This window comes from Schaalia sp. ORNL0103 (genome assembly GCF_019429565.1).
Taxonomy (GTDB): domain Bacteria; phylum Actinomycetota; class Actinomycetes; order Actinomycetales; family Actinomycetaceae; genus Pauljensenia.
In genome coordinates this window covers 1,510,064-1,529,465 of sequence record NZ_JAHXSA010000001.1, presented here as the reverse complement: position 1 = coordinate 1,529,465, position 19,402 = coordinate 1,510,064, and the positions used below count along the sequence as shown (strand labels likewise).

Genomic DNA, 19,402 nt, shown 5'->3' with positions numbered 1-19,402 from the left:
CGGCGCTACGTGGTGTATTCGTGTGGCTGCCCCGCCCTCGTTCGTGGAAATGTGACCGATCCCCGGTTGCGACACGCCCGAGTGCGGGGTACGGTAGTTTCTTGGTGACGGTCCGGGCTGTTATGCGCAGCTTGGGCCGCTATCCACGCCAATCTGTCGGTGGTTTCACATGCGAGAACCCCCTTCCGGGTTTGTGCTCGCGGGTGGAACTCTGACAGAATGGCACGGTTGCCTCAGCATCTCTGGGGTGGTCCATGCGTGCCATCACGTATGGATCGGGCAATATGCCCAAGATCTTTGGACAAGACGTCGGTCCAGCGCGAGCAATCGCGCGCACAACGGCTGCGACACGCCCGAGTGCGGGGACCGGCGGCGAATCTGTACGAGAAGAGGTAAGACGGCATGGCGGGACAGAAGATCCGCATCCGGCTCAAGTCGTATGACCACGAGGTCATCGACAGCTCCGCGCGCAAGATCGTGGACACCGTACAGCGTGCTGGCGCCACGGTCGTGGGCCCGGTGCCGCTGCCGACCGAGAAGAACGTTTTCGTCGTTATTCGGTCGCCCCACAAGTACAAGGACAGCCGCGAGCACTTTGAAATGCGCACGCACAAGCGGCTCATCGACATCATCGATCCGACCCCCAAGGCCGTCGACTCGCTCATGCGCCTCGACCTGCCTGCGGACGTCAACATCGAGATCAAGCTCTGAGGACATCTGCAATGACTAACAAGAAGCAGCACGCTGGCGCGCCCATCAAGGCGCTGCTCGGCCGCAAGCTCGGCATGACCCAGGTGTGGGATGCCGACGGCCACCTCGTGCCCCTGACTGTCGTGCAGGTCGGCACCAACGTCGTGACCCAGGTTCGTACCGAAGAGGTCGACGGCTACTCCGCTATTCAGCTTGGCTTCGGTGAGATTGACTCCCGTAAGGTCACCAAGCCCCTCCAGGGCCACTTCGAGAAGGCCGGGGTTGCCCCCCGTCGCCACCTCGTTGAGGTTCGCACGTCCGAGCACGACTCTTACGAGGTCGGCAAGGAACTCGACGCCACCACCTTCGAGGCTGGCGAAGGCGTCGACGTCTCCGGCACCACCAAGGGCAAGGGTTTTGCCGGCGTTATGAAGCGTCACGGCTTCGCTGGCGTTTCCGCCTCCCACGGTGCGCACCGCAACCACCGCAAGCCCGGCTCGATCGGCGCCTGCGCAACCCCCGGTCGCATCTTCAAGGGCCTGCGCATGGCCGGCCGCATGGGTGGCAACCGTCGTACTGTCCAGAACCTGACGATCCAGGCCGTGGACGCCGAGAAGGGCCTGCTGCTCATCAGCGGCGCCATCCCGGGTCCGAAGAACGGCGTGGTCCTGGTTCGCTCCTCCGTGAAGGGTGCGTGATCATGGCTGACGATCGTAACGTTGACGTCATCGACATCAAGGGCAAGAAGGCGGGCTCCGTCGTTCTCCCCGGTTCGATTTTTGACGTCCCCACCAACATTCCGCTGATGCACCAGGTTGTCGTCGCTCAGCTTGCGGCCGCTCGTCAGGGCACGCACGCGACGAAGACCCGCGGTGAGGTCGCTGGCGGCGGCAAGAAGCCGTTCCGTCAGAAGGGCACCGGTAACGCCCGTCAGGGCTCCATCCGTGCGCCTCACTTCACCGGCGGTGGCATCGTCCACGGCCCTCAGCCGCGTGACTACGACCAGCGCACCCCCAAGAAGATGAAGCAGGGCGCTCTGCGTTCCGCTCTCTCCGACCGTGCGCGCGCCGACCGCATCCACGTTGTCACCGCCCTGTTCGAAGGCGACAAGCCCTCGACCAAGGCTGCTCTCGCCGCTCTGAGCGCGATCGTCGAGGACCGTCAGGCTCTCGTCGTCCTCGAGCGTGGCAACGAACTGACCGCGCTGTCCCTGCGCAACGTTCCCGAGGTTCACGTCCTGTGGGCCGACCAGCTGAACACGTACGACGTCCTGGACGCCGATGACATCGTCTTCACGCAGGCCGCCCTTGAGTCCTTCCTCGGTACCAAGGAGGAGACCAAGTGAGCACGATTGAAGCGGGTAAGAACCCCCGCGACATCATCCTGAAGCCGGTCACCACCGAGAAGTCGCTCGCCCTCATGGACCTGGGCAAGTACACCTTCGAGGTTGACCCCCGCGCGAACAAGACCGAGATCAAGATTGCCCTCGAGCGTATCTTCGGCGTCAAGATCGGTTCCATCGCCACCCAGAACCGCAAGGGCAAGACCTACCGCACCCGCAACGGGATCGGTAAGCGCAAGGACGTCAAGCGTGCCATCGTCACCGTGCGTGAGGGCACCATCGACATCTTCGGCGATCAGGCCTGAGGACCGAAGGGACATTTGAACAATGGGAATTCGCAAGTACAAGCCCACGACTCCGGGCCGTCGCTTCTCGTCCGTCTCTGACTTTGTCGAGATCACCCGCGACACCCCCGAGAAGTCGCTGCTGCGCCCGCTGCACAAGACCGGTGGCCGTAACAACAACGGCCGCGTGACCTCCCGCCACCGCGGCGGCGGCCACAAGCGTCAGTACCGCGTGATCGACTTCCGTCGTCACGACAAGGACGGCGTCCCGGCGACGGTCGCTCACATCGAGTACGACCCCAACCGCACCGCTCGCATCGCTCTCCTGCACTACGCGGATGGCGAGAAGCGCTACATCCTCGCTCCGACCGGCCTCAAGCAGGGCGATCACATCGAGGCTGGCGTTGGCGCTGACATCAAGCCCGGCAACTCGCTGCAGCTGCGCAACATCCCCCTGGGTACCGTTGTGCACGCCGTTGAGCTCTACCCGGGTGGCGGCGCCAAGATCGCCCGCTCCGCTGGCACCTCCGTGCAGCTCGTCGCTAAGGAAGGCCGCTTCGCCCAGCTGCGTATGCCCTCCGGCGAGATCCGCAACGTCGAGGCCACCTGCCGCGCCACCATCGGCGAGGTCGGCAACGCTGAGCAGTCGAACATCAACTGGGGCAAGGCCGGCCGTATGCGCTGGAAGGGCAAGCGCCCGCACGTCCGTGGTGTCGTTATGAACCCGGTTGATCACCCGCACGGCGGTGGTGAAGGCCGCACGTCCGGTGGTCGTCACCCCGTGTCGCCTTGGGGCAAGCCCGAGGGCCGTACGCGTCGTCCGAAGAAGGCGTCCGATCGCATGATCGTCCGCCGTCGCAAGACCGGCAAGAACCGCTGAGTAGGAGTCGATTGAAATGCCGCGTAGTTTGAAGAAGGGCCCGTTCGTCGACGACCACCTGCTCAAGAAGGTCGACGCCGCGAACGAATCCGGCTCTAAGAACGTCATCAAGACCTGGTCGCGTCGCTCGGTCATCACCCCGGACTTCCTGGGTCTGACCATTGCCGTCCACGACGGCCGTAAGCATGTGCCCGTTTTCGTCACCGAGTCGATGGTGGGCCACAAGCTCGGCGAGTTCGCTCCCACGCGTACTTTCCGCAGCCACGACAAGGACGATCGTAAGGGACGTCGGCGCTGAGCCGGCCCCACGGAAGAAGAGGCAGATACATGGAAGCCAAGGCGCAGGCGCGATTCATCCGCGTCACGCCCCAGAAGTCCCGCCGTGTTGTGAACGAGGTTCGCGGCAAGCGTGTTCTGGAGGCCGCCGACATTCTGCGGTTCGCCCCGCAGGCCGTCGCCACCGATGTCCGCAAGGTGCTCCTGAGCGCCGTCGCCAACTCGAAGGTCAAGGCTGAGAACGCCGGAGAGACCTTCAACGAGGCCGACCTGCTCGTCCTGGAGGCATACGTGGACGAGGGTCCGACCATGAAGCGCATTCGTCCCCGTGCACAGGGGCGCGCCGGTCGTATCCTGAAGCGCACCTCCCACATCACCATCGTGGTGGGTACCAAGGAAGACAAGAAGAAGGGAGACCGCTGATATGGGTCAGAAGGTCAACCCCCGCGGGTTCCGTCTGGGAATCACCACTGACCACCGGTCTCGCTGGTTCTCCGACTCCACCACCAAGGGACAGCGCTACGCGGATTACGTGGCCGAAGACGTCGCGATCCGCAAGTTCCTGACCGACAACCTCGAGCGCGCCGGCATCGCCGAGGTGAGCATCGAGCGCACGCGTGACCGCGTTCGCGTCGACCTGCACACCGCTCGCCCGGGCATCGTCATCGGTCGCCGTGGTGCAGAGGCCGACCGCCTGCGCGTTCAGCTCGAGAAGCTGACGGGCAAGCAGGTCCAGCTGAACATCCTTGAGGTCAAGAACCCCGACCTCGAAGCGCAGCTCGTTGCGCAGGGCATTGCCGAGCAGCTCGCTGCTCGCGTGTCCTTCCGTCGTGCGATGCGTAAGGGCATCCAGTCCGCGCAGCGCGCTGGCGCCAAGGGCATTCGTGTCCAGGTGTCCGGCCGTCTGGGTGGCGCTGAAATGTCCCGCTCCGAGTTCTACCGTGAGGGCCGCGTGCCGCTGCACACCCTCCGCGCGAACATCGACTACGGATTCCACGAGGCCCGTACGACCTTCGGTCGCATCGGTGTCAAGGTGTGGATCTACAAGGGCGACATCACCGAGCGCGAGTTCGCTCGCCAGCAGGCCGAGCAGGCCCAGCGTGGCGGCCGTCGCGATGGCCGCCGTGGCCCCCGCCGCGGTGGACGCCCCAACCAGGAGACCGCTGCGCAGCAGGCTCCCCGTGAGGCTTCGGCCTCCGAGGCCGCTGCGCCCACGACCGGATCGGAGGCCTGAGCCCAATGCTCATTCCCCGTCGGACTAAGTACCGCAAGCAGCACCGTCCTCACCGCACTGGCTTTGCCTCCGGTGGCACCGAACTGGCCTTCGGCGACTACGGCATCCAGGCTCTCGAGGCTGCGTACATCACCAACCGTCAGATTGAGGCGGCACGTATTGCCGTGACGCGTCACATCAAGCGTGGCGGTAAGGTCTGGATCAACATCTTCCCGGACCGTCCCCTGACGAAGAAGCCCGCCGAAACCCGAATGGGTTCCGGTAAGGGTGCTCCGGAATGGTGGGTTGCCCCCGTCAAGCCCGGACGTGTCATGTTCGAGCTGGCAGGCGTCCCGGAGGAGCTCGCTCGCGAGGCCCTCAGCCGTGCCCAGCACAAGCTTCCTATCAAGACCCGTTTCGTGGTCCGAGAGGGTGGTGACATCTGATGGCAGATAAGGGTCTGACCACCGAGCAGCTCGACGCAATGGACAACTCCCAGCTGTCCAAGGAGCTGGAGAAGGCTAAGGCTGAGCTGTTCAACCTGCGTTTTGCGCAGGCCGTTGGCAACCTCGAGGATCACGGTCGCATGAAGACCGTGCGCCGCGACATTGCCCGGATCTACACCATCGCGCGTGAGCGGGAGCTTGGCTACCGCACCGCCCCGAGCACTGAGGAGTGAGCCTGATGGCAGAAACCACCGCTCGTAACGAGCGTAAGGTCCGTCGCGGCTACGTCGTCAGCGACAAGATGGACAAGACCGTTGTCGTCCAGATCGAGGACCGCGTCAAGCACGCCCTCTACGGCAAGGTCATGCGCAAGAACAAGAAGGTCAAGGTTCACGACGAGCACAACGAGTGCGGCGTCGGCGATCTCGTCCTCATCATGGAGACCCGCCCGCTGTCGGCCACCAAGCGCTGGCGCGTTGTGGAGATCCTCGAAAAGGCGAAGTGACCTTCGCTCACAGACCGAAATCCGTTCGGCAAGGCTCGACCGGTACAATCCGGAAGAGAACCGGCACGACGACAGGAGTCAATAGAAAATGATTCAGCAGGAGTCGCGACTGAAGGTCGCCGACAACACAGGGGCCAAGGAGATCCTGACCATCCGTGTTCTCGGTGGCTCGGGTCGGCGCTACGCGGGTATCGGCGACACGATTGTCGCCACCGTGAAGGACGCCATTCCCGGCGGCAACGTCAAGAAGGGCGAAGTCGTCAAGGCAGTGATCGTTCGCACGCGTAAGGAAACCCGCCGCCCCGACGGTTCCTACATTCGTTTCGACGAGAATGCGGCCGTCATCATCAACAACAATGGCGAGCCGCGTGGCACGCGTATCTTCGGCCCCGTGGGCCGCGAGCTGCGTGACAAGAAGTTCATGCGCATCGTCTCCCTCGCTCCGGAGGTGATCTGATCCATGGCAGCCAAGATTCGTAAGAATGACCTCGTCGAGGTCGTTCGCGGACGCACGTCCGACGAGAAGGCGCTGGCTGAGCGCAACGCCCGCCGTGCGGAAGAGGGCCTCGAGCCCCTGACCCCCGGCGACAAGGGCAAGCAGGGCCGCGTCATCCAGGTGTTCCCGGCTGAGGGCAAGGTCCTCGTCGAGGGCATCAACCTGAAGACGCGCCACGTGCGCCAGGGCCAGCAGGGCAGCGCCGGCGGCATCGAGACCATCGAGGCCCCCATCTCGCTGTCCAAGGTCGCACTGGTCGACCCCGAGACCAAGAAGCGCGTTCGCGCCGGTTTCCGCGAGGACACCGTCGAGCGCGGCGGCCGCACCCGCACCGTCCGAGTCCGCGTGGCTCGTGGTGGCGCGAAGCGCGGCGTTGAGCAGGGCAAGGAGATCTGAGCATGGCCCCGCGTCTGAAGGAAAAGTACGTCTCCGAGATCCGTGAAGCGCTCCGTGCTGAGTTCAAGCACGAGAACGTCATGCAGGTCGGCGGACTGACGAAGATCGTTGTCAACATGGGTGTCGGCGAGGCCGCTCGCGACTCGAAGGCACTCGAGGGCGCGATCCGCGACCTCACCGCGATCACCGGCCAGAAGCCCGTGACCACCCGCGCCAAGAAGTCCATCGCGCAGTTCAAGCTGCGTGAGGGCCAGGCGATCGGTGCGCACGTCACGCTTCGCGGCGACCGCATGTGGGAGTTCCTGGACCGCCTCCTCTCGACGGCGCTTCCCCGTATCCGTGACTTCCGCGGACTGTCTTCCAAGCAGTTCGACGGTCACGGCAACTACACCTTCGGTCTCACGGAACAGTCGATGTTCCACGAGATCGATCAGGACTCGATCGACCGAGTGCGCGGCATGGACATCACGGTTGTCACCTCGGCCACCACCGACGAAGAGGGTCGCGCCCTTCTCCGTCACCTCGGCTTCCCGTTCAAGGAGGACTGACCCATGGCCAAGACATCCCTGAAGGTCAAGGCTGCCCGCAAGCCGAAGTTCGGCGTGCGTGCCTACACCCGGTGCAACCGTTGCGGTCGTCCGCACTCGGTGTACCGCAAGTTCGGACTGTGCCGCGTGTGCCTGCGCGAGCTCGCCCACCGTGGCGAACTCCCCGGTGTCACCAAGAGCAGCTGGTAAAACGAACGTCGCAGGTCCCGGGTAACCGGAGAAACCGCGACGAGGAAGGGGAATAAACCCCCATGACAATGACAGACCCGATTGCAGATATGCTGACGCGTCTGCGCAACGCGACTCGTGCGCACCACGATGCGGTCTCCATGCCGTACTCGAAGCTCAAGAACGCGATTGCGAACATCCTGGTCGAGGAAGGCTACATTGCCTCGACCTCCGTCGAGGATGCCCGCGTGGGCAAGACCCTGACGATCAACCTGAAGTACGGCTCGCACCGCGAGGCCGCGATCCAGGGGCTCAAGCGCGTGTCCAAGCCCGGTCTGCGCGTGTACGCCAAGTCCACCAACCTGCCCAAGGTCCGCGGCGGCCTCGGCGTGGCGATCCTGTCCACGTCCTCTGGCCTGCTCACCGACCGTCAGGCAGCCGAGAAGGGTGTGGGTGGGGAAGTCCTCGCCTACATCTGGTGATGAGGAGGCTGAACAATGTCGCGAATTGGTAAGAACCCCATCGCAATCCCCGCTGGTGTTGACGTCACGATCGACGGCCAGAACGTGTCGGTGAAGGGCCCCAAGGGCACCCTCTCCCACGTCGTTGCCGAGCCGATCACCGCCAAGATCGAAGACGGCCAGGTTATCGTCGAGCGTCCGAACGACGAGCGCACCTCGCGTTCGCTCCACGGACTGTCCCGCACCCTGATCGCTAACATGATCGTCGGCGTGACCGAGGGCTACAAGAAGGATCTCGAAATCACGGGTACCGGTTACCGCGTGGTCGCCAAGGGCAAGGACCTTGAGTTCTCTCTGGGCTTCTCCCACACGATCACCGTCACCCCGCCCGAGGGCATCGAGTTCACGATTGCGCCGAAGTCCCAGACGCTGTTCACGGTGTCCGGAATCGACAAGCAGCTCGTCGGTGAGACCGCTGCTCGCATCCGCAAGCTGAAGAAGCCGGAGCCCTACAAGGGCAAGGGCATCCACTACGTGGGCGAGACCATCCGTCGCAAGGTCGGAAAGGCTGGTAAGTGATGGCTTACTCGATCAAGGGCAAGGGCAAGTTCGTCGCTCGCAAGCGCCGTCACCTCCGCCTCCGCAAGAAGATCAACGGCACGCCCGAGCGTCCCCGTCTGGTCGTCACCCGTTCGAACCGCCACATGGTGGCTCAGGTCATCGACGATACGGTTGGTCACACCCTGGTGTCGGCCTCCGACATCGAGACCGAGCTCGCTGGTTCCGAGGGCACGAAGACCGACAAGGCTCGCAAGGTCGGCGCACTGATCGCCGAGCGTGCGAAGGCTGCCGGTATCTCCGCTGTCGTCTTCGACCGCGGTGGTAACAAGTACGCAGGTCGCGTTGCGGCCGTTGCCGAGGCCGCCCGTGAGGGCGGACTCGAGCTGTGAACGAGCCGAAAGAAAGAGAGATCATCTGATGGCTGCACAGCAGCGAGACAGGAACGGTTCGGGCGCGGGCGAGAACAACGATCGCCGTGAGCGCCGCTCCGGCCGCGGCAACGATCGCGATAACCGCCGGAACAACGAAAACAAGAACGAGTACATCGAGCGCGTCGTGACGATCAACCGCGTCTCCAAGGTTGTGAAGGGTGGACGTCGTTTCTCCTTCACCGCCCTGGTTGTCGTGGGTGACGGCGAAGGCACGGTGGGCGTCGGCTACGGAAAGGCCAAGGAAGTTCCTCAGGCCATTTCCAAGGGCGTCGAGGAGGCGAAGAAGAACTTCTTCCGCGTCCCGATGATCCGCCGTACGATTACGCACGTGGTGCAGGGCCGCGACACCGCCGGTGTCGTCCTCCTGCGTCCGGCTGCCCCCGGTACCGGTGTTATCGCCGGCGGCCCGGTGCGCGCCGTCCTGGAGGCCGCAGGCGTCCACGACGTGCTCACCAAGTCGCTGGGCTCGTCCAACGCGATCAACATCGTCCACGCGACGGTTGACGCACTCAAGCAGCTCGAGCAGCCCGAGGCTGTTGCCGCACGTCGCGGCCTGCCCCTCGAGCGCGTTGCTCCCGCGTCCATGCTGCGCGCTCGCGCAGAGGGCGAGGCGGAGAAACGCGCGGCTGCCGAGGCCGCCGAGGCCGACAAGGCCGCTGCAGGGGAGGCTAAGTGATGGCGAAGAACATCAAGATCACGCAGGTCAAGTCCTCTGCTCACGCGAAGCAGAACATGAAGGACACGCTGCGCACCCTCGGGCTGCGCAAGATCGGCCAGAGTGTCGTGCGTGAGCAGACGGATGCCGTTCTGGGCGCCGTTCGCACCGTGCGTCACCTGGTGACCGCTGAGGAGGTCGACTGACAATGGCGGACTCCACGAACAAGACGCAGATCGTTAAGCTGCACCACCTGCGTCCTGCCCCGGGAGCCAAGACCGCGAAGACCCGCGTGGGCCGCGGTGAAGGTTCGAAGGGTAAGACCGCTGGCCGTGGCACCAAGGGCACCAAGGCCCGTTACCAGGTTGCTGCCGGCTTCGAGGGTGGCCAGATGCCGATCCACATGCGTCTGCCGAAGCTTCGCGGCTTCAAGAACCCCTTCCGCGTTGAGTACCAGGTCGTGAACGTTGGCAAGCTCGGGGAGCTCTTCCCCGAGGGCGGCAAGGTCACGGTCGAGGATCTCGTCGCCAAGCACGCCGTTCGCGATTCCGCGCCCGTTAAGGTGCTCGGTACCGGCGAACTGAGTGTCAAGCTCGAGGTTGAGGTCGACTCCTGGTCGTCCTCGGCCGAGGCGAAGATCACGGCTGCCGGCGGGTCCATTTCGGCTCGCTGACGCTGAACGGGGGTGGTCCCGCTTGGGACCACCCCCGTTACGTGTCTGTGTTTTCGCGGGTGGGAAGCTGTCAAAGTGTTTTTCGCCTCCGAAAGCGACCAGCCCCAGCGCATGGGGCTCTCGCGCGCCGCGTCTCGTTAAATACGCGGCAATGCGCTTTTTTAATGATTGGATATCGCCAACCACTACCCGTGTCGGGTAAGCTGGATCAGTCTAGGGGCTTTGCCCCGCATGCCCATCACCCGTAGGAGGAAGCCTTGCTCGGTGCATTCGCCCAGGCGTTCCGTACCCCCGACTTGCGTCGGAAGCTGCTGTTTACCCTGTTCATCATGGCCGCGTTCCGGCTGGGCTCGTTCATTCCGACGCCCGGTGTGGACTCTCAGGCCGTGCATCGCTGTATGGCGCAGGAGTCGCAGGCGTCGCTGCTCGACCTCGTCAACCTGTTCTCGGGTGGAGCGCTTCTGCAGCTGTCGATCTTCGCCCTGGGCATCATGCCCTACATCACCGCGTCGATCATCATTCAGCTGTTGAGGGTCGTTATTCCTCGCTTCGATGACCTCCATAAGGAAGGCCAGACTGGCCAGGCGAAGCTGACGCAGTACACGCGTTACCTCACGATCTTCCTGGGCATCCTCCAGGCGACCACGACGATCTCGCTGGCCCGTAGCGGTCAGCTGTTCCAGTCGTGCAACCAGGACATCATTAAGGATCGTTCTGTTCTGACGTTCATCATGATGATCGTCGTCATGATGGCCGGCACCGGCGTCATCATGTGGCTCGGCGAGCTCATCACTGAGCGCGGCATCGGTAACGGCATGTCGCTGCTGATCTTCACGTCTATCGCCGCCCGTCTGCCCGAGCAGCTCCTGGCGATCGGCCAGGCTGGCAAGTGGGGTTCGGTCGCCGCTATCGTCGCCCTGCTTCTCCTCGTCGCGATCGCTGTCGTTTACGTCGAGCAGGCCCAGCGCCGCATTCCCGTCCAGTACGCCAAGCGCATGATCGGCCGTCGTCAGTACGGCGGCACCACGACGTACATCCCACTGAAGATCAACATGTCGGGCGTTATCCCTGTCATCTTCGCTTCCTCGATCCTTGCTCTGCCTCCGATGGCGGCGCAGTTCGGCAAGCCCGATGCTCAGTGGGTCCAGTGGATCTCCGCGCACTTCACGCAGGGCAGCTCGTTCTACCTGACGATCTACGCCCTCATGACTCTGTTCTTCACCTTCTTCTACACCGCTATCACGTTCAACCCAGATGAGGTCGCGGACAACATGAAGAAGTACGGAGGCTTCATCCCGGGTTACCGTGCGGGTCGTCCCACGGCTGAGTACCTGCGCTACGTGATCAACCGAATCACGTCGGCTGGCGCCCTCTACCTGGTGATCATTGCCCTCCTGCCGTCTCTTGCCATCATCCCGCTGAAGCTGTCGAGCTCGCAGATGCCCTTCGGTGGTACCACGCTGCTCATCATCATCGGCGTCGGCCTGCAGACGGTGAAGGAAATCAACACGCAGCTGCAGCAGCATCACTATGAAGGATTCCTGAAATGACAGTCGTCATCCTCCTCGGCCCTCCCGGAGCCGGCAAGGGCACCCAGGCCTCGCGCATCGCTGAGCGCCTCGGCATCCCTGCTATTTCGACGGGCGACATCTTCCGCGCCAACATGGCGGAAGGCACGGAGATTGGCAAGCAGGCACAGGCATACATGGACCGTGGCGAGTTCGTTCCGGACTCGGTCACGAACACCATGGTGAAGGCGCGCCTCGCGGCCCCCGACGCTGCCAACGGCTTCCTCCTTGACGGCTACCCGCGTTCCGTCGAGCAGGCTCACGTCCTGCGTGACATGCTCCTCGACCTGGGCAAGTCCATCGATGTCGTCCTGGAGATCCAGGTGGACGAGGACGAGGTCGTGGATCGCATGCTCAAGCGCGCTCAGGAACAGCATCGTACGGATGACACCGAGCCCGTCATGCGTCACCGGCTGGAGGTCTATCGCCAGCAGACGCTGCCCGTCGCCACCTACTACGTCGACCAGGACCTCCTTGAGGTCGTCGATGGCAGTGGCACGATCGACGAGGTCACGGCTCGCATCTTCGCGATCCTTGACTCGGTGGCAAAGAACTAAGCGATGCCACGCATTGAACTGAAGTCCGCGCAGGAGCTTCGATGGATGCGCGAGGCCGGTCTGGTCGTAGCGTCCATCCACGAGGCCCTGCGCGGTGCCATTCGCCCCGGTGTGACGACGCGTGAGCTGGACGAAGTCAGTGCCCAGGCGATCGCCGACGGGGGAGCGACCTCCAACTTCAAGGGCTACTACGGCTATCCGGCGACGGTGTGTATTTCGGTGAACGACGTGATCGTTCACGGTATCCCCGGCGACTATGAGCTGGCTCCCGGCGACCTCGTGTCTTTTGACTGCGGCGCGTACGTGGAGCGCGGAGGGCGCCAGTGGCACGGAGATGCCGCTTTCAGCGTCATTGTCGGCGAGAACTTCGTGTCGGACGCTGACTTCGCGGCGGGGGAGCGGGCTACCGGTGGAATCGCCGGAGTGGACGAGAACCTGCTGCGTGAGCGTCGCCAGCTCGACGCGGTCACGCGCGAGTCTCTGTGGGCCGCCCTTGCGGGATTGGCGACGGGGAAGCGTATTAGCGCGGTCGGCAACGCGGTCGAGACAGTCGTCGCGGAGAACGCTCTCATCAACGGCTGGGAAGCCGGCATTATCGAAGAGTTCGTTGGCCACGGTATCGGCACGAAGATGCACATGCCTCCGGACGTCCTCAACTACAACGTCCGCGGTATTCAGGCTCGGCTTAAGCCGGGCATGGTTCTGGCGGTCGAGCCGATGCTCACCCGCGGCGACATCGCCTCGCAGACGGATGATGACGAGTGGACGGTGCGCACGGTCGATGGTCGCGATGCCGCTCACTGGGAGCACTCGATCGCGATCACCGAGGATGGCGTCTCCGTCCTGACGGCGCGCGATGGGGGAGAGGCCGGACTGGTGCCCTATGGCGTCACCCCGGTGTCGCTCGACTGACACGACGTTTGGCTGCGGGCCCGGTACCTCACGCAGGTGCCGGGCCTGAGTCGTTCGTCGACGATTCGATGAAATGTGACGCATTAAACGTGAGCGAACCGACAGGGACCCTGACTACCGCCGATGGGTGTGAATGCCGTAAAGTAGTTCCTTGGGCGTATCTGCATCCGGCATTCGTCGGTGCACTATGCCTAGCGGCATCCGCCGCAACCTATCCGAGACATGTAGAGGATAAACGGAGGATATGGCGAAGAAAGACGGCGTCATTGAGATGGAAGGCACGGTCGTTGAGGCCCTGCCTAACGCGATGTTCCGTGTGGAACTGAAGAATGGCCACGTGGTTCTCGGCCACATTGCGGGAAAGATGCGTCAGCACTACATCCGCATCCTGCCCGAGGATCGAGTTGTCGTCGAGCTGAGCCCCTACGACCTCTCCCGAGGCCGTATCGTCTACCGCTACAAGTGACCCGACACAAACTGCCCAACGGGCAGTGGAGGTAACAACCATGAAGGTCAAGCCGAGTGTCAAGAAGATCTGTGACAAGTGCAAGGTGATTCGTCGCCACGGCAACGTCATGGTCATCTGCGACAACCCCAGGCACAAGCAGCGCCAGGGCTGAGACCCGCTGCGACCCGCGGGGCACCAAGCCCCACAGCATCACTCTAAGCATCCACTCGTGGGTGACCCTCGGTTCGGAGGCCGAGGCCGGGCTGCTCGCCCGGACTGAGCGATGACGACCTCCGATGAACAACTGGAGCAACATCACCATGGCACGTATTGCCGGCGTCGACCTCCCCCGCGAGAAGCGGCTCGAGATCGCGCTCACATACATCTACGGAGTCGGCCGCACCCGCGCGGCAGAGACCCTCGCCGCCACCGGCGTCAGCCCGGACACTCGCGTGAAGGACGCGACGGAAGAGGAACTCGTCAAGCTTCGTGACTACATTGAGGCAAACTTCAAGGTTGAGGGTGACCTCCGCCGTGAGGTTCAGGCCGACATTCGTCGCAAGATCGAAATCGGTTCGTACCAGGGCCTTCGCCACCGTCGTGGCCTGCCGGTCCACGGTCAGCGCACCAAGACCAACGCGCGTACCCGCAAGGGCCCCAAGCGCACCGTTGCAGGCAAGAAGAAGGCCAAGTAAGGCCTAGGAGAGCGCATCCCCTCGGGATAGCTTTCCGCGACAAGAAGGAACTGAACCAGAAATGGCAGCAGCAAAGACCTCGCGCTCGGGCGGTGCCCGTAAGCCGCGTCGCAAGATTTCGAAGAACGTCACCAACGGCCACGCCTACATCAAGTCGACGTTCAACAACACCATCGTTTCCCTCACGGACCCCACGGGCGCGGTTGTCGCCTGGGCGTCCTCCGGCCAGGTTGGCTTCAAGGGTTCGCGTAAGTCCACCCCCTTCGCCGCGCAGCTCGCGGCCGAGGCTGCGGCTCGTCGCGCCCAGGAGCACGGCATGAAGAAGGTTGACGTTTTCGTGAAGGGTCCCGGCTCCGGCCGTGAGACCGCGATCCGTTCCCTCCAGGCCGCCGGCCTCGAGATCGGTTCGATCCAGGACGTCACGCCTCAGGCCTTCAACGGCACCCGCCCGCCGAAGCGCCGCCGCGGCTGACTTGTGGACGGGAGGGCTTTGCCCTCCCCACGTCTGAACCTTCGGGTTCTTACTCCCTTAGCCTGCTTCAGCAGGTTCCCATATCCGGTGTCATATAGCGGGCACCGGCCAGAAAGGAATAGACGTGCTCATTGCAGAGCGACCCATCCTGACCGAAGAAAAGGTCAGCGACCTGCGCTCCCGTTTCACCCTGGAGCCCCTCGAGCCCGGGTTCGGCTACACGCTGGGTAACTCCCTGCGTCGTACCCTCCTGTCCTCGATCCCGGGTGCAGCGGTGACGTCCATCCGTATTGATGGCGTCCCCCACGAGTTCCGCACGATCGAAGGTGTGAAGGAAGATGTCGCTGAGATCATCCTGAACATCAAGCAGATCGTCCTGTCCAGCGAGAACGACGAGCCTGTCGTCATGTACCTGCGGAAGGCTGGCCCCGGCGAGGTTCTCGCCGGCGACATCACGCCTCCCGCCGGCGTGGAGATCCACAACCCCGAACTGCACCTTGCCACCCTCAACGAGAAGGGCAAGCTGGAGATCGAGCTGACCGTCGAGCGTGGCCGCGGCTACGTGTCGGCTGCTCAGAACAAGGATCCGCAGGCCGAGATCTCTCGCATTCCGATTGATTCGATCTACTCGCCCGTCGTCAAGGTGACCTACAAGGTCGAGGCGACGCGTGTTGAGCAGCGCACCGACTTCGATCGCCTCGTCATCGACGTGGAGACCAAGCCGGCGATCACCCCGCGCGATGCCCTGGCCTCGGCCGGCAAGACGCTGGTGGAGCTGTTCGGCCTCATGCGTGAACTGAACGAGGAAGCGGAAGGCATCGAGGTGGGTCCGTCCACCACCGACGCCACCCTCGCAGCCGATCTGGCTCTCCCGATCGAGAACCTGAACCTGCAGTCGCGTTCCTACAACGCGCTGCGTCGCCGCGGCATCCTGACCGTCGGCGAGCTGGTTGCTCACTCGGAGGCCGACCTGCTCGACATCCGCAACTTCGGCACCAAGTCGATCGAAGAGATCAAGGAGTCCCTGGCGGCCCTTGGTATGACGCTGAAGGACTCGGTCATGCCGAGCTTCGGTGACTCGGAGTCCGCCGCGATCTTTTCGGACGACCAGTCCATCTGACCCCGTGCGTCCGATGGACGCATTGAATCCGTAGGAGAAACTCATGCCCACCCCCAAGAAGGGTGCTCGTCTGGGCGGTAGCCCGGCACACCAGAAGCTGATCCTGTCGAACCTGGCAGCTCAGCTCATCGAACACCGTGCGATCACGACGACCGAGGCCAAGGCTAAGGCCCTGCGCCCCTACGTCGAGAAGCTCATCACCAAGGCCAAGCGTGGCGACCAGCACGCCCGCCGCACGGTCATGAAGAAGATCCCCAACAAGGGCATCGTCGCGATCCTCTTCGAGGAGCTCGTTCCCGCGATGGATTCCGAGCGCGCTGGCGGCTACACCCGCCTCATCCGCGTCGGCAACCGCAAGGGTGACAACGCTCCCCTGATGCGCATTGAGCTCGTCATGGAGAAGGTCGAGAAGAAGGCCGTCGTGAAGGCTGCCGAGAAGACCGCCGCCAAGGCCGTCGCCGAAGAGGCCGAGAAGGCCGCCGAGGCCGCCGCCGAGCGCGCCGAAGAGGCTCGCGAGGAAGGCGATCTCGCCATGGCCAACGAGGCCGAGGAAGTTGCCGCCGAGGCCGGCAAGGCTGCTGACGCCGCCGAGCAGGTCGCCGACGAGAAGTGACCGTGAGTCGCTGATCAACTCGAGCATTGGGCCGGACATTCCGCAAGGAGTGTCCGGCCCTTGCCGTATCCGGTAGCCTGAAGCCATGACTCGTGAGATGACGTTGGCGATTGACTGCGGCGGCGGTGGCATTAAGGGTTCCGTCGTGGATGAGCGCGGCACGATGATGGCCCCGCCGCGCAGGGTGCCCACTCCTTACCCGCTGCCTCCCGAGCTTCTCGTGGAAACCGTTATTGGCCTCGCGCGTGAGCTTCCCGCTGCGACGCGAGTGACGATGGGTATGCCGGGCATGATCCGCCACGGAGTTGTCATCGCGACCCCTCACTACATCACCCGCGATGGGCCGCGCTCGCGCGTGCTGCCCGAGCTGGTCGAGCGGTGGGACCACTTTGATATGGGCCGCGCGATCGAAGGGGCCCTCGGCCTGCCCACCAAGGTCCTGAACGACGCCGAGGTCGCTGGCGCTGGCGCGATCACGGGACGCGGCCTCGAAATGATCATCACCCTGGGAACGGGCCTCGGTAACGCGGTGTTTGACGGCGGCCAGCTTGCGCCCCACGTCGAGGTCTCTCAGGGGCCGGTTCGCTGGGGCCTGACCTATGACGACTACATCGGCGAGCACGAGCGCCTGCGCCTGGGTGACGTGCACTGGTCGCGCCGTGTCCGTCGCGTGGTGGATGGCCTGCGCCCCATGTACATGTGGGACCGCCTCTACTTGGGCGGCGGCAACTCCAAGCGCATCACGGCCTCGAACCTGCGCCTCATGGGCGATGACGTCATCGTCGTGCCCAACGACGCGGGCATCATCGGTGGCGTTCGGGCGTGGGAGCTGTGAGCGCGCGGCGCTTGCGCCTCGACCTGGGCTACGACGGCACCGACTTTCGTGGCTGGGCCGCTCAGCCCGGACTGCGTACCGTCCAGGGTGAGGTCGAGGCGGCGCTGGCCATGGCCTCGCGCGAAGACGTCGTGACGACGGTCGCCGGCCGTACCGACGCGGGGGTTCATGCGCGTCACCAGGTCTGTCACGCGGACATTTCCGAGGCCGCCTGGGCACGGCTGTCGCCCAGGGGAGGGGAGTCCGACGAGCAGGCCGTGGCCTCGGCGATTGTCCGCCGACTCAACAAGATCCTCTCTGGCCGCTACGGCGAGCGTGCTCGTGGCCGCGACCTTGCTGCCGCGCGCGGCACCTGCGACGTGCGCATCTACTCGGCCGCAGTGGTCGACCCTAGTTTCGACGCGCGATTTTCCGCCCTCGGCCGCTCCTACGCCTACCGGGTATCCGACCGTCCTGAGCCTCTCGGGCGCTGGGATCGCCTCTGGGTCGAAGAACCCCTCGATGAGGCTGCCATGAACGAGGCCGGGGCCGCCCTCCTTGGGGAACACGACTTCCTCGCGTTCTGCCGGCCGCGCGAGGGAGCCACGACGATCCGGACCCTGCGTATTCTGCGCGCCGAGCGTGACGCTGAGGGGGCCCTCGTCTTCCGAGTCGAGGCGGATGCGTTCTGCCACTCGATGGTCCGCTCCCTGGTGGGGGCGCTGCTCCTGGTGGGCTCGGGCGCGCGCGACGTCGACTACCCGGCACAGATCCTGCGGGCCCGGTCCCGCTCCGAGGCTGCGCCGATCGCCCCCGCACACGGGCTTACCCTGGAGGGCGTGGAGTATCCCGATCCCTCGCAGTGGGGCGCGCGGGCCGAGCAGGCCCGGGCCAGGCGCGACACGTGCTGCGGCGACGACGGCTGAGGAATGTGACACAGTATTCGCCGCGCTTTGACCACCGGGCTGAGCACAGATAATATGGCTAGTGCTGTGCGTCAGCAGAGTACCTAGTGTCTCCCACTCGCTAGGAGCGCTCGCCGACGCCTCGCGCGAACCGTTTCATCGCGGATGCCCCCGGAAAAACCGGCGCGGCGTCCCATGACCAACAAGAATTGAAGGTTACGCCCGTGCGCACCTATTCACCCAAGCCTGGGGACGCGGACAAGAAGTGGTACGTCATTGACGCCACCGACGTCGTCCTCGGTCGCCTGGCAGCCCAGACCGCTGCCCTCCTCCGTGGGAAGCACAAGCCGACGTTCGCCCCTCACATGGACATGGGCGACTACGTCATCATCATCAACGCGGACAAGGTCGCTCTGACCGGCAAGAAGCTCGACCAGAAGATGGCCTACCGTCACTCCGGTCGTCCCGGTGGCCTGACCGCGACCGCTTACCGCGACCTTCTCGCTGCGACGCCTGAGCGCGCCGTCGAGAAGGCCGTTAAGGGCATGCTTCCTCACAACTCCCTCGGCCGCGCGCAGTTCAAGAAGCTGCACGTTTACGCTGGCCCGGAGCACCCCCACGCCGGCCAGTCGCCGGTTCCCTACGAACTGACCCAGGTGGCTCAGTGACCTTTGGTCGCTGAACGCCTTTGACCCTGAGGAGAACCGTGGCTGAGACCATCGTTTCCGCTGAGCTGGACGAGGAAGTCGTCCCCAGCTCCTACACGTCCGAGACCGAGTCGGCTCCCGCCGGCGCCGGTCAGTCCATCACCGCGCCCGGCGCGGGCCTGGGCCGCCGCAAGGAGGCCGTCGCCCGCGTTCGCCTGGTCCCCGGCTCCGGCAAGTGGACCATCAACGGTCGCACCCTTGAGGACTACTTCCCCAACAAGCTGCACCAGCAGCTGGTGAAGTCCCCCTTCGTGCTGCTCGACATTGACGGCCGCTTCGACGTCATCGCCCGCATCAACGGCGGCGGCATTTCCGGCCAGGCCGGCGCCCTGCGCCTCGGCGTGTCGCGTGCCCTCAACGAGATCGACCGCGACGCGAACCGTCCGGCCCTCAAGAAGGCTGGCTTCCTGACCCGCGATGCCCGCGCCACCGAGCGTAAGAAGGCAGGCCTCAAGAAGGCCCGCAAGGCTTCGCAGTTCTCGAAGCGCTGATTTCATTCAGCACATTTTCTGTTGGCCGCGCCCCGCATCTGCGGGGCGCGGCCTTTTTGTTCCTGTCAACACCGC

At 64.2% G+C, this 19,402-nt stretch carries 34 protein-coding genes; all 34 read left to right on the top strand.

Features of this window, described 5'->3' with window-relative positions:
- The first annotated feature begins 402 nt into the window (after positions 1–402).
- A complete protein-coding gene (rpsJ, locus tag JJJ16_RS06730) occupies positions 403–711 on the top strand; it encodes a 30S ribosomal protein S10 (RefSeq protein WP_003790631.1) in 309 nt (102 codons plus the stop codon).
- Between the two features lie 11 nt (positions 712–722).
- Positions 723–1,388: a 50S ribosomal protein L3 gene (gene rplC / locus JJJ16_RS06725; protein WP_219751836.1), complete on the top strand. Its 666-nt coding sequence runs from the start codon at positions 723–725 to the stop codon at positions 1,386–1,388.
- 2 nt (positions 1,389–1,390) lie between these two features.
- Entirely contained in the window at positions 1,391–2,035 is a 645-nt protein-coding gene (rplD, locus tag JJJ16_RS06720; protein ID WP_034463473.1) for a 50S ribosomal protein L4, read from the top strand.
- Complete coding sequence (rplW, locus tag JJJ16_RS06715; RefSeq protein ID WP_003790626.1) at positions 2,032–2,337, top strand: 50S ribosomal protein L23; 306 nt, start codon at positions 2,032–2,034, stop codon at positions 2,335–2,337. The genes rplD and rplW overlap by 4 nt, the downstream gene beginning before the upstream one ends.
- A gap of 22 nt (positions 2,338–2,359) precedes the next feature.
- Complete coding sequence (rplB, locus tag JJJ16_RS06710; RefSeq protein ID WP_034463436.1) at positions 2,360–3,196, top strand: 50S ribosomal protein L2; 837 nt, start codon at positions 2,360–2,362, stop codon at positions 3,194–3,196.
- Between the two features lie 16 nt (positions 3,197–3,212).
- Positions 3,213–3,494 carry a 30S ribosomal protein S19 gene (gene rpsS, locus JJJ16_RS06705; protein WP_003790621.1) on the top strand — a complete coding sequence of 94 codons (282 nt, stop codon included), beginning with the start codon at positions 3,213–3,215 and terminating at the stop codon, positions 3,492–3,494.
- 29 nt (positions 3,495–3,523) lie between these two features.
- The gene (gene rplV, locus JJJ16_RS06700) at positions 3,524–3,895 is read left to right on the top strand and encodes a 50S ribosomal protein L22 (protein WP_003790620.1); all 372 of its coding nucleotides are present in this window, start codon (positions 3,524–3,526) and stop codon (positions 3,893–3,895) included.
- A 1-nt stretch (position 3,896) separates the two neighbouring features.
- Positions 3,897–4,706 (top strand): 30S ribosomal protein S3, encoded by an 810-nt coding sequence (gene rpsC, locus JJJ16_RS06695; RefSeq protein ID WP_034463439.1) that lies wholly within the window; start codon positions 3,897–3,899, stop codon positions 4,704–4,706.
- 5 nt (positions 4,707–4,711) lie between these two features.
- The gene (rplP, locus tag JJJ16_RS06690) at positions 4,712–5,131 is read left to right on the top strand and encodes a 50S ribosomal protein L16 (RefSeq protein WP_003790615.1); all 420 of its coding nucleotides are present in this window, start codon (positions 4,712–4,714) and stop codon (positions 5,129–5,131) included.
- Positions 5,131–5,364, top strand: a complete 234-nt coding sequence (gene rpmC, locus JJJ16_RS06685; RefSeq protein WP_003790613.1) for a 50S ribosomal protein L29 — start codon at positions 5,131–5,133, stop codon at positions 5,362–5,364. Before rplP ends, rpmC begins: the two co-directional genes overlap by 1 nt.
- A gap of 5 nt (positions 5,365–5,369) precedes the next feature.
- Positions 5,370–5,636 (top strand): 30S ribosomal protein S17, encoded by a 267-nt coding sequence (gene rpsQ / locus JJJ16_RS06680; RefSeq protein WP_003790611.1) that lies wholly within the window; start codon positions 5,370–5,372, stop codon positions 5,634–5,636.
- Positions 5,637–5,724: 88 nt separating this feature from the next.
- Positions 5,725–6,093 carry a 50S ribosomal protein L14 gene (rplN, locus tag JJJ16_RS06675; RefSeq protein ID WP_003790609.1) on the top strand — a complete coding sequence of 123 codons (369 nt, stop codon included), beginning with the start codon at positions 5,725–5,727 and terminating at the stop codon, positions 6,091–6,093.
- Positions 6,094–6,096: 3 nt separating this feature from the next.
- The gene (gene rplX, locus JJJ16_RS06670) at positions 6,097–6,528 is read left to right on the top strand and encodes a 50S ribosomal protein L24 (RefSeq protein WP_003790606.1); all 432 of its coding nucleotides are present in this window, start codon (positions 6,097–6,099) and stop codon (positions 6,526–6,528) included.
- Between the two features lie 2 nt (positions 6,529–6,530).
- A complete protein-coding gene (gene rplE, locus JJJ16_RS06665; protein WP_009058550.1) occupies positions 6,531–7,076 on the top strand; it encodes a 50S ribosomal protein L5 in 546 nt (181 codons plus the stop codon).
- 3 nt (positions 7,077–7,079) lie between these two features.
- A complete protein-coding gene (locus tag JJJ16_RS06660; protein ID WP_003790603.1) occupies positions 7,080–7,265 on the top strand; it encodes a type Z 30S ribosomal protein S14 in 186 nt (61 codons plus the stop codon).
- Positions 7,266–7,327: 62 nt separating this feature from the next.
- Positions 7,328–7,726 carry a 30S ribosomal protein S8 gene (gene rpsH, locus JJJ16_RS06655; RefSeq protein ID WP_034463449.1) on the top strand — a complete coding sequence of 133 codons (399 nt, stop codon included), beginning with the start codon at positions 7,328–7,330 and terminating at the stop codon, positions 7,724–7,726.
- Positions 7,727–7,741: 15 nt separating this feature from the next.
- Positions 7,742–8,284, top strand: coding sequence for a 50S ribosomal protein L6 (gene rplF, locus JJJ16_RS06650; protein ID WP_070834932.1), 543 nt, complete (start codon positions 7,742–7,744; stop codon positions 8,282–8,284).
- Positions 8,284–8,655 carry a 50S ribosomal protein L18 gene (gene rplR / locus JJJ16_RS06645; protein WP_016460323.1) on the top strand — a complete coding sequence of 124 codons (372 nt, stop codon included), beginning with the start codon at positions 8,284–8,286 and terminating at the stop codon, positions 8,653–8,655. The genes rplF and rplR overlap by 1 nt, the downstream gene beginning before the upstream one ends.
- 28 nt (positions 8,656–8,683) lie before the next feature.
- Positions 8,684–9,373: a 30S ribosomal protein S5 gene (rpsE, locus tag JJJ16_RS06640; RefSeq protein ID WP_003790589.1), complete on the top strand. Its 690-nt coding sequence runs from the start codon at positions 8,684–8,686 to the stop codon at positions 9,371–9,373.
- Complete coding sequence (rpmD, locus tag JJJ16_RS06635; RefSeq protein WP_016460322.1) at positions 9,373–9,558, top strand: 50S ribosomal protein L30; 186 nt, start codon at positions 9,373–9,375, stop codon at positions 9,556–9,558. The genes rpsE and rpmD overlap by 1 nt, the downstream gene beginning before the upstream one ends.
- Before the next feature lie 2 nt (positions 9,559–9,560).
- Positions 9,561–10,025: a 50S ribosomal protein L15 gene (gene rplO / locus JJJ16_RS06630; protein WP_070834933.1), complete on the top strand. Its 465-nt coding sequence runs from the start codon at positions 9,561–9,563 to the stop codon at positions 10,023–10,025.
- A 257-nt stretch (positions 10,026–10,282) separates the two neighbouring features.
- Complete coding sequence (gene secY / locus JJJ16_RS06625) at positions 10,283–11,575, top strand: preprotein translocase subunit SecY (protein WP_070834934.1); 1,293 nt, start codon at positions 10,283–10,285, stop codon at positions 11,573–11,575.
- Positions 11,572–12,150 (top strand): adenylate kinase, encoded by a 579-nt coding sequence (locus JJJ16_RS06620; protein ID WP_219751835.1) that lies wholly within the window; start codon positions 11,572–11,574, stop codon positions 12,148–12,150. The genes secY and JJJ16_RS06620 overlap by 4 nt, the downstream gene beginning before the upstream one ends.
- 3 nt (positions 12,151–12,153) lie before the next feature.
- Positions 12,154–13,062, top strand: coding sequence for a type I methionyl aminopeptidase (locus JJJ16_RS06615; protein ID WP_070834936.1), 909 nt, complete (start codon positions 12,154–12,156; stop codon positions 13,060–13,062).
- Positions 13,063–13,306: 244 nt separating this feature from the next.
- Entirely contained in the window at positions 13,307–13,528 is a 222-nt protein-coding gene (gene infA, locus JJJ16_RS06610; protein WP_003790580.1) for a translation initiation factor IF-1, read from the top strand.
- 40 nt (positions 13,529–13,568) lie between these two features.
- Positions 13,569–13,682, top strand: a complete 114-nt coding sequence (gene rpmJ, locus JJJ16_RS06605) for a 50S ribosomal protein L36 (protein ID WP_003790577.1) — start codon at positions 13,569–13,571, stop codon at positions 13,680–13,682.
- A 148-nt stretch (positions 13,683–13,830) separates the two neighbouring features.
- Positions 13,831–14,205 (top strand): 30S ribosomal protein S13, encoded by a 375-nt coding sequence (rpsM, locus tag JJJ16_RS06600; protein WP_005872704.1) that lies wholly within the window; start codon positions 13,831–13,833, stop codon positions 14,203–14,205.
- Positions 14,206–14,266: 61 nt separating this feature from the next.
- Positions 14,267–14,677, top strand: a complete 411-nt coding sequence (gene rpsK / locus JJJ16_RS06595; protein WP_003790556.1) for a 30S ribosomal protein S11 — start codon at positions 14,267–14,269, stop codon at positions 14,675–14,677.
- A 124-nt stretch (positions 14,678–14,801) separates the two neighbouring features.
- Positions 14,802–15,797, top strand: a complete 996-nt coding sequence (locus tag JJJ16_RS06590) for a DNA-directed RNA polymerase subunit alpha (protein WP_219751834.1) — start codon at positions 14,802–14,804, stop codon at positions 15,795–15,797.
- 43 nt (positions 15,798–15,840) lie between these two features.
- Positions 15,841–16,410, top strand: coding sequence for a 50S ribosomal protein L17 (gene rplQ / locus JJJ16_RS06585; protein ID WP_034466554.1), 570 nt, complete (start codon positions 15,841–15,843; stop codon positions 16,408–16,410).
- A gap of 85 nt (positions 16,411–16,495) precedes the next feature.
- Positions 16,496–17,245: an ROK family protein gene (locus tag JJJ16_RS06580; RefSeq protein WP_219751833.1), complete on the top strand. Its 750-nt coding sequence runs from the start codon at positions 16,496–16,498 to the stop codon at positions 17,243–17,245.
- Positions 17,242–18,150, top strand: coding sequence for a tRNA pseudouridine synthase A (locus JJJ16_RS06575; protein ID WP_219751832.1), 909 nt, complete (start codon positions 17,242–17,244; stop codon positions 18,148–18,150). Before JJJ16_RS06580 ends, JJJ16_RS06575 begins: the two co-directional genes overlap by 4 nt.
- A 203-nt stretch (positions 18,151–18,353) precedes the next feature.
- Positions 18,354–18,797, top strand: coding sequence for a 50S ribosomal protein L13 (gene rplM / locus JJJ16_RS06570; protein ID WP_009054754.1), 444 nt, complete (start codon positions 18,354–18,356; stop codon positions 18,795–18,797).
- 38 nt (positions 18,798–18,835) lie between these two features.
- The gene (gene rpsI / locus JJJ16_RS06565) at positions 18,836–19,327 is read left to right on the top strand and encodes a 30S ribosomal protein S9 (protein ID WP_016460311.1); all 492 of its coding nucleotides are present in this window, start codon (positions 18,836–18,838) and stop codon (positions 19,325–19,327) included.
- Positions 19,328–19,402 lie beyond the last annotated feature (75 nt).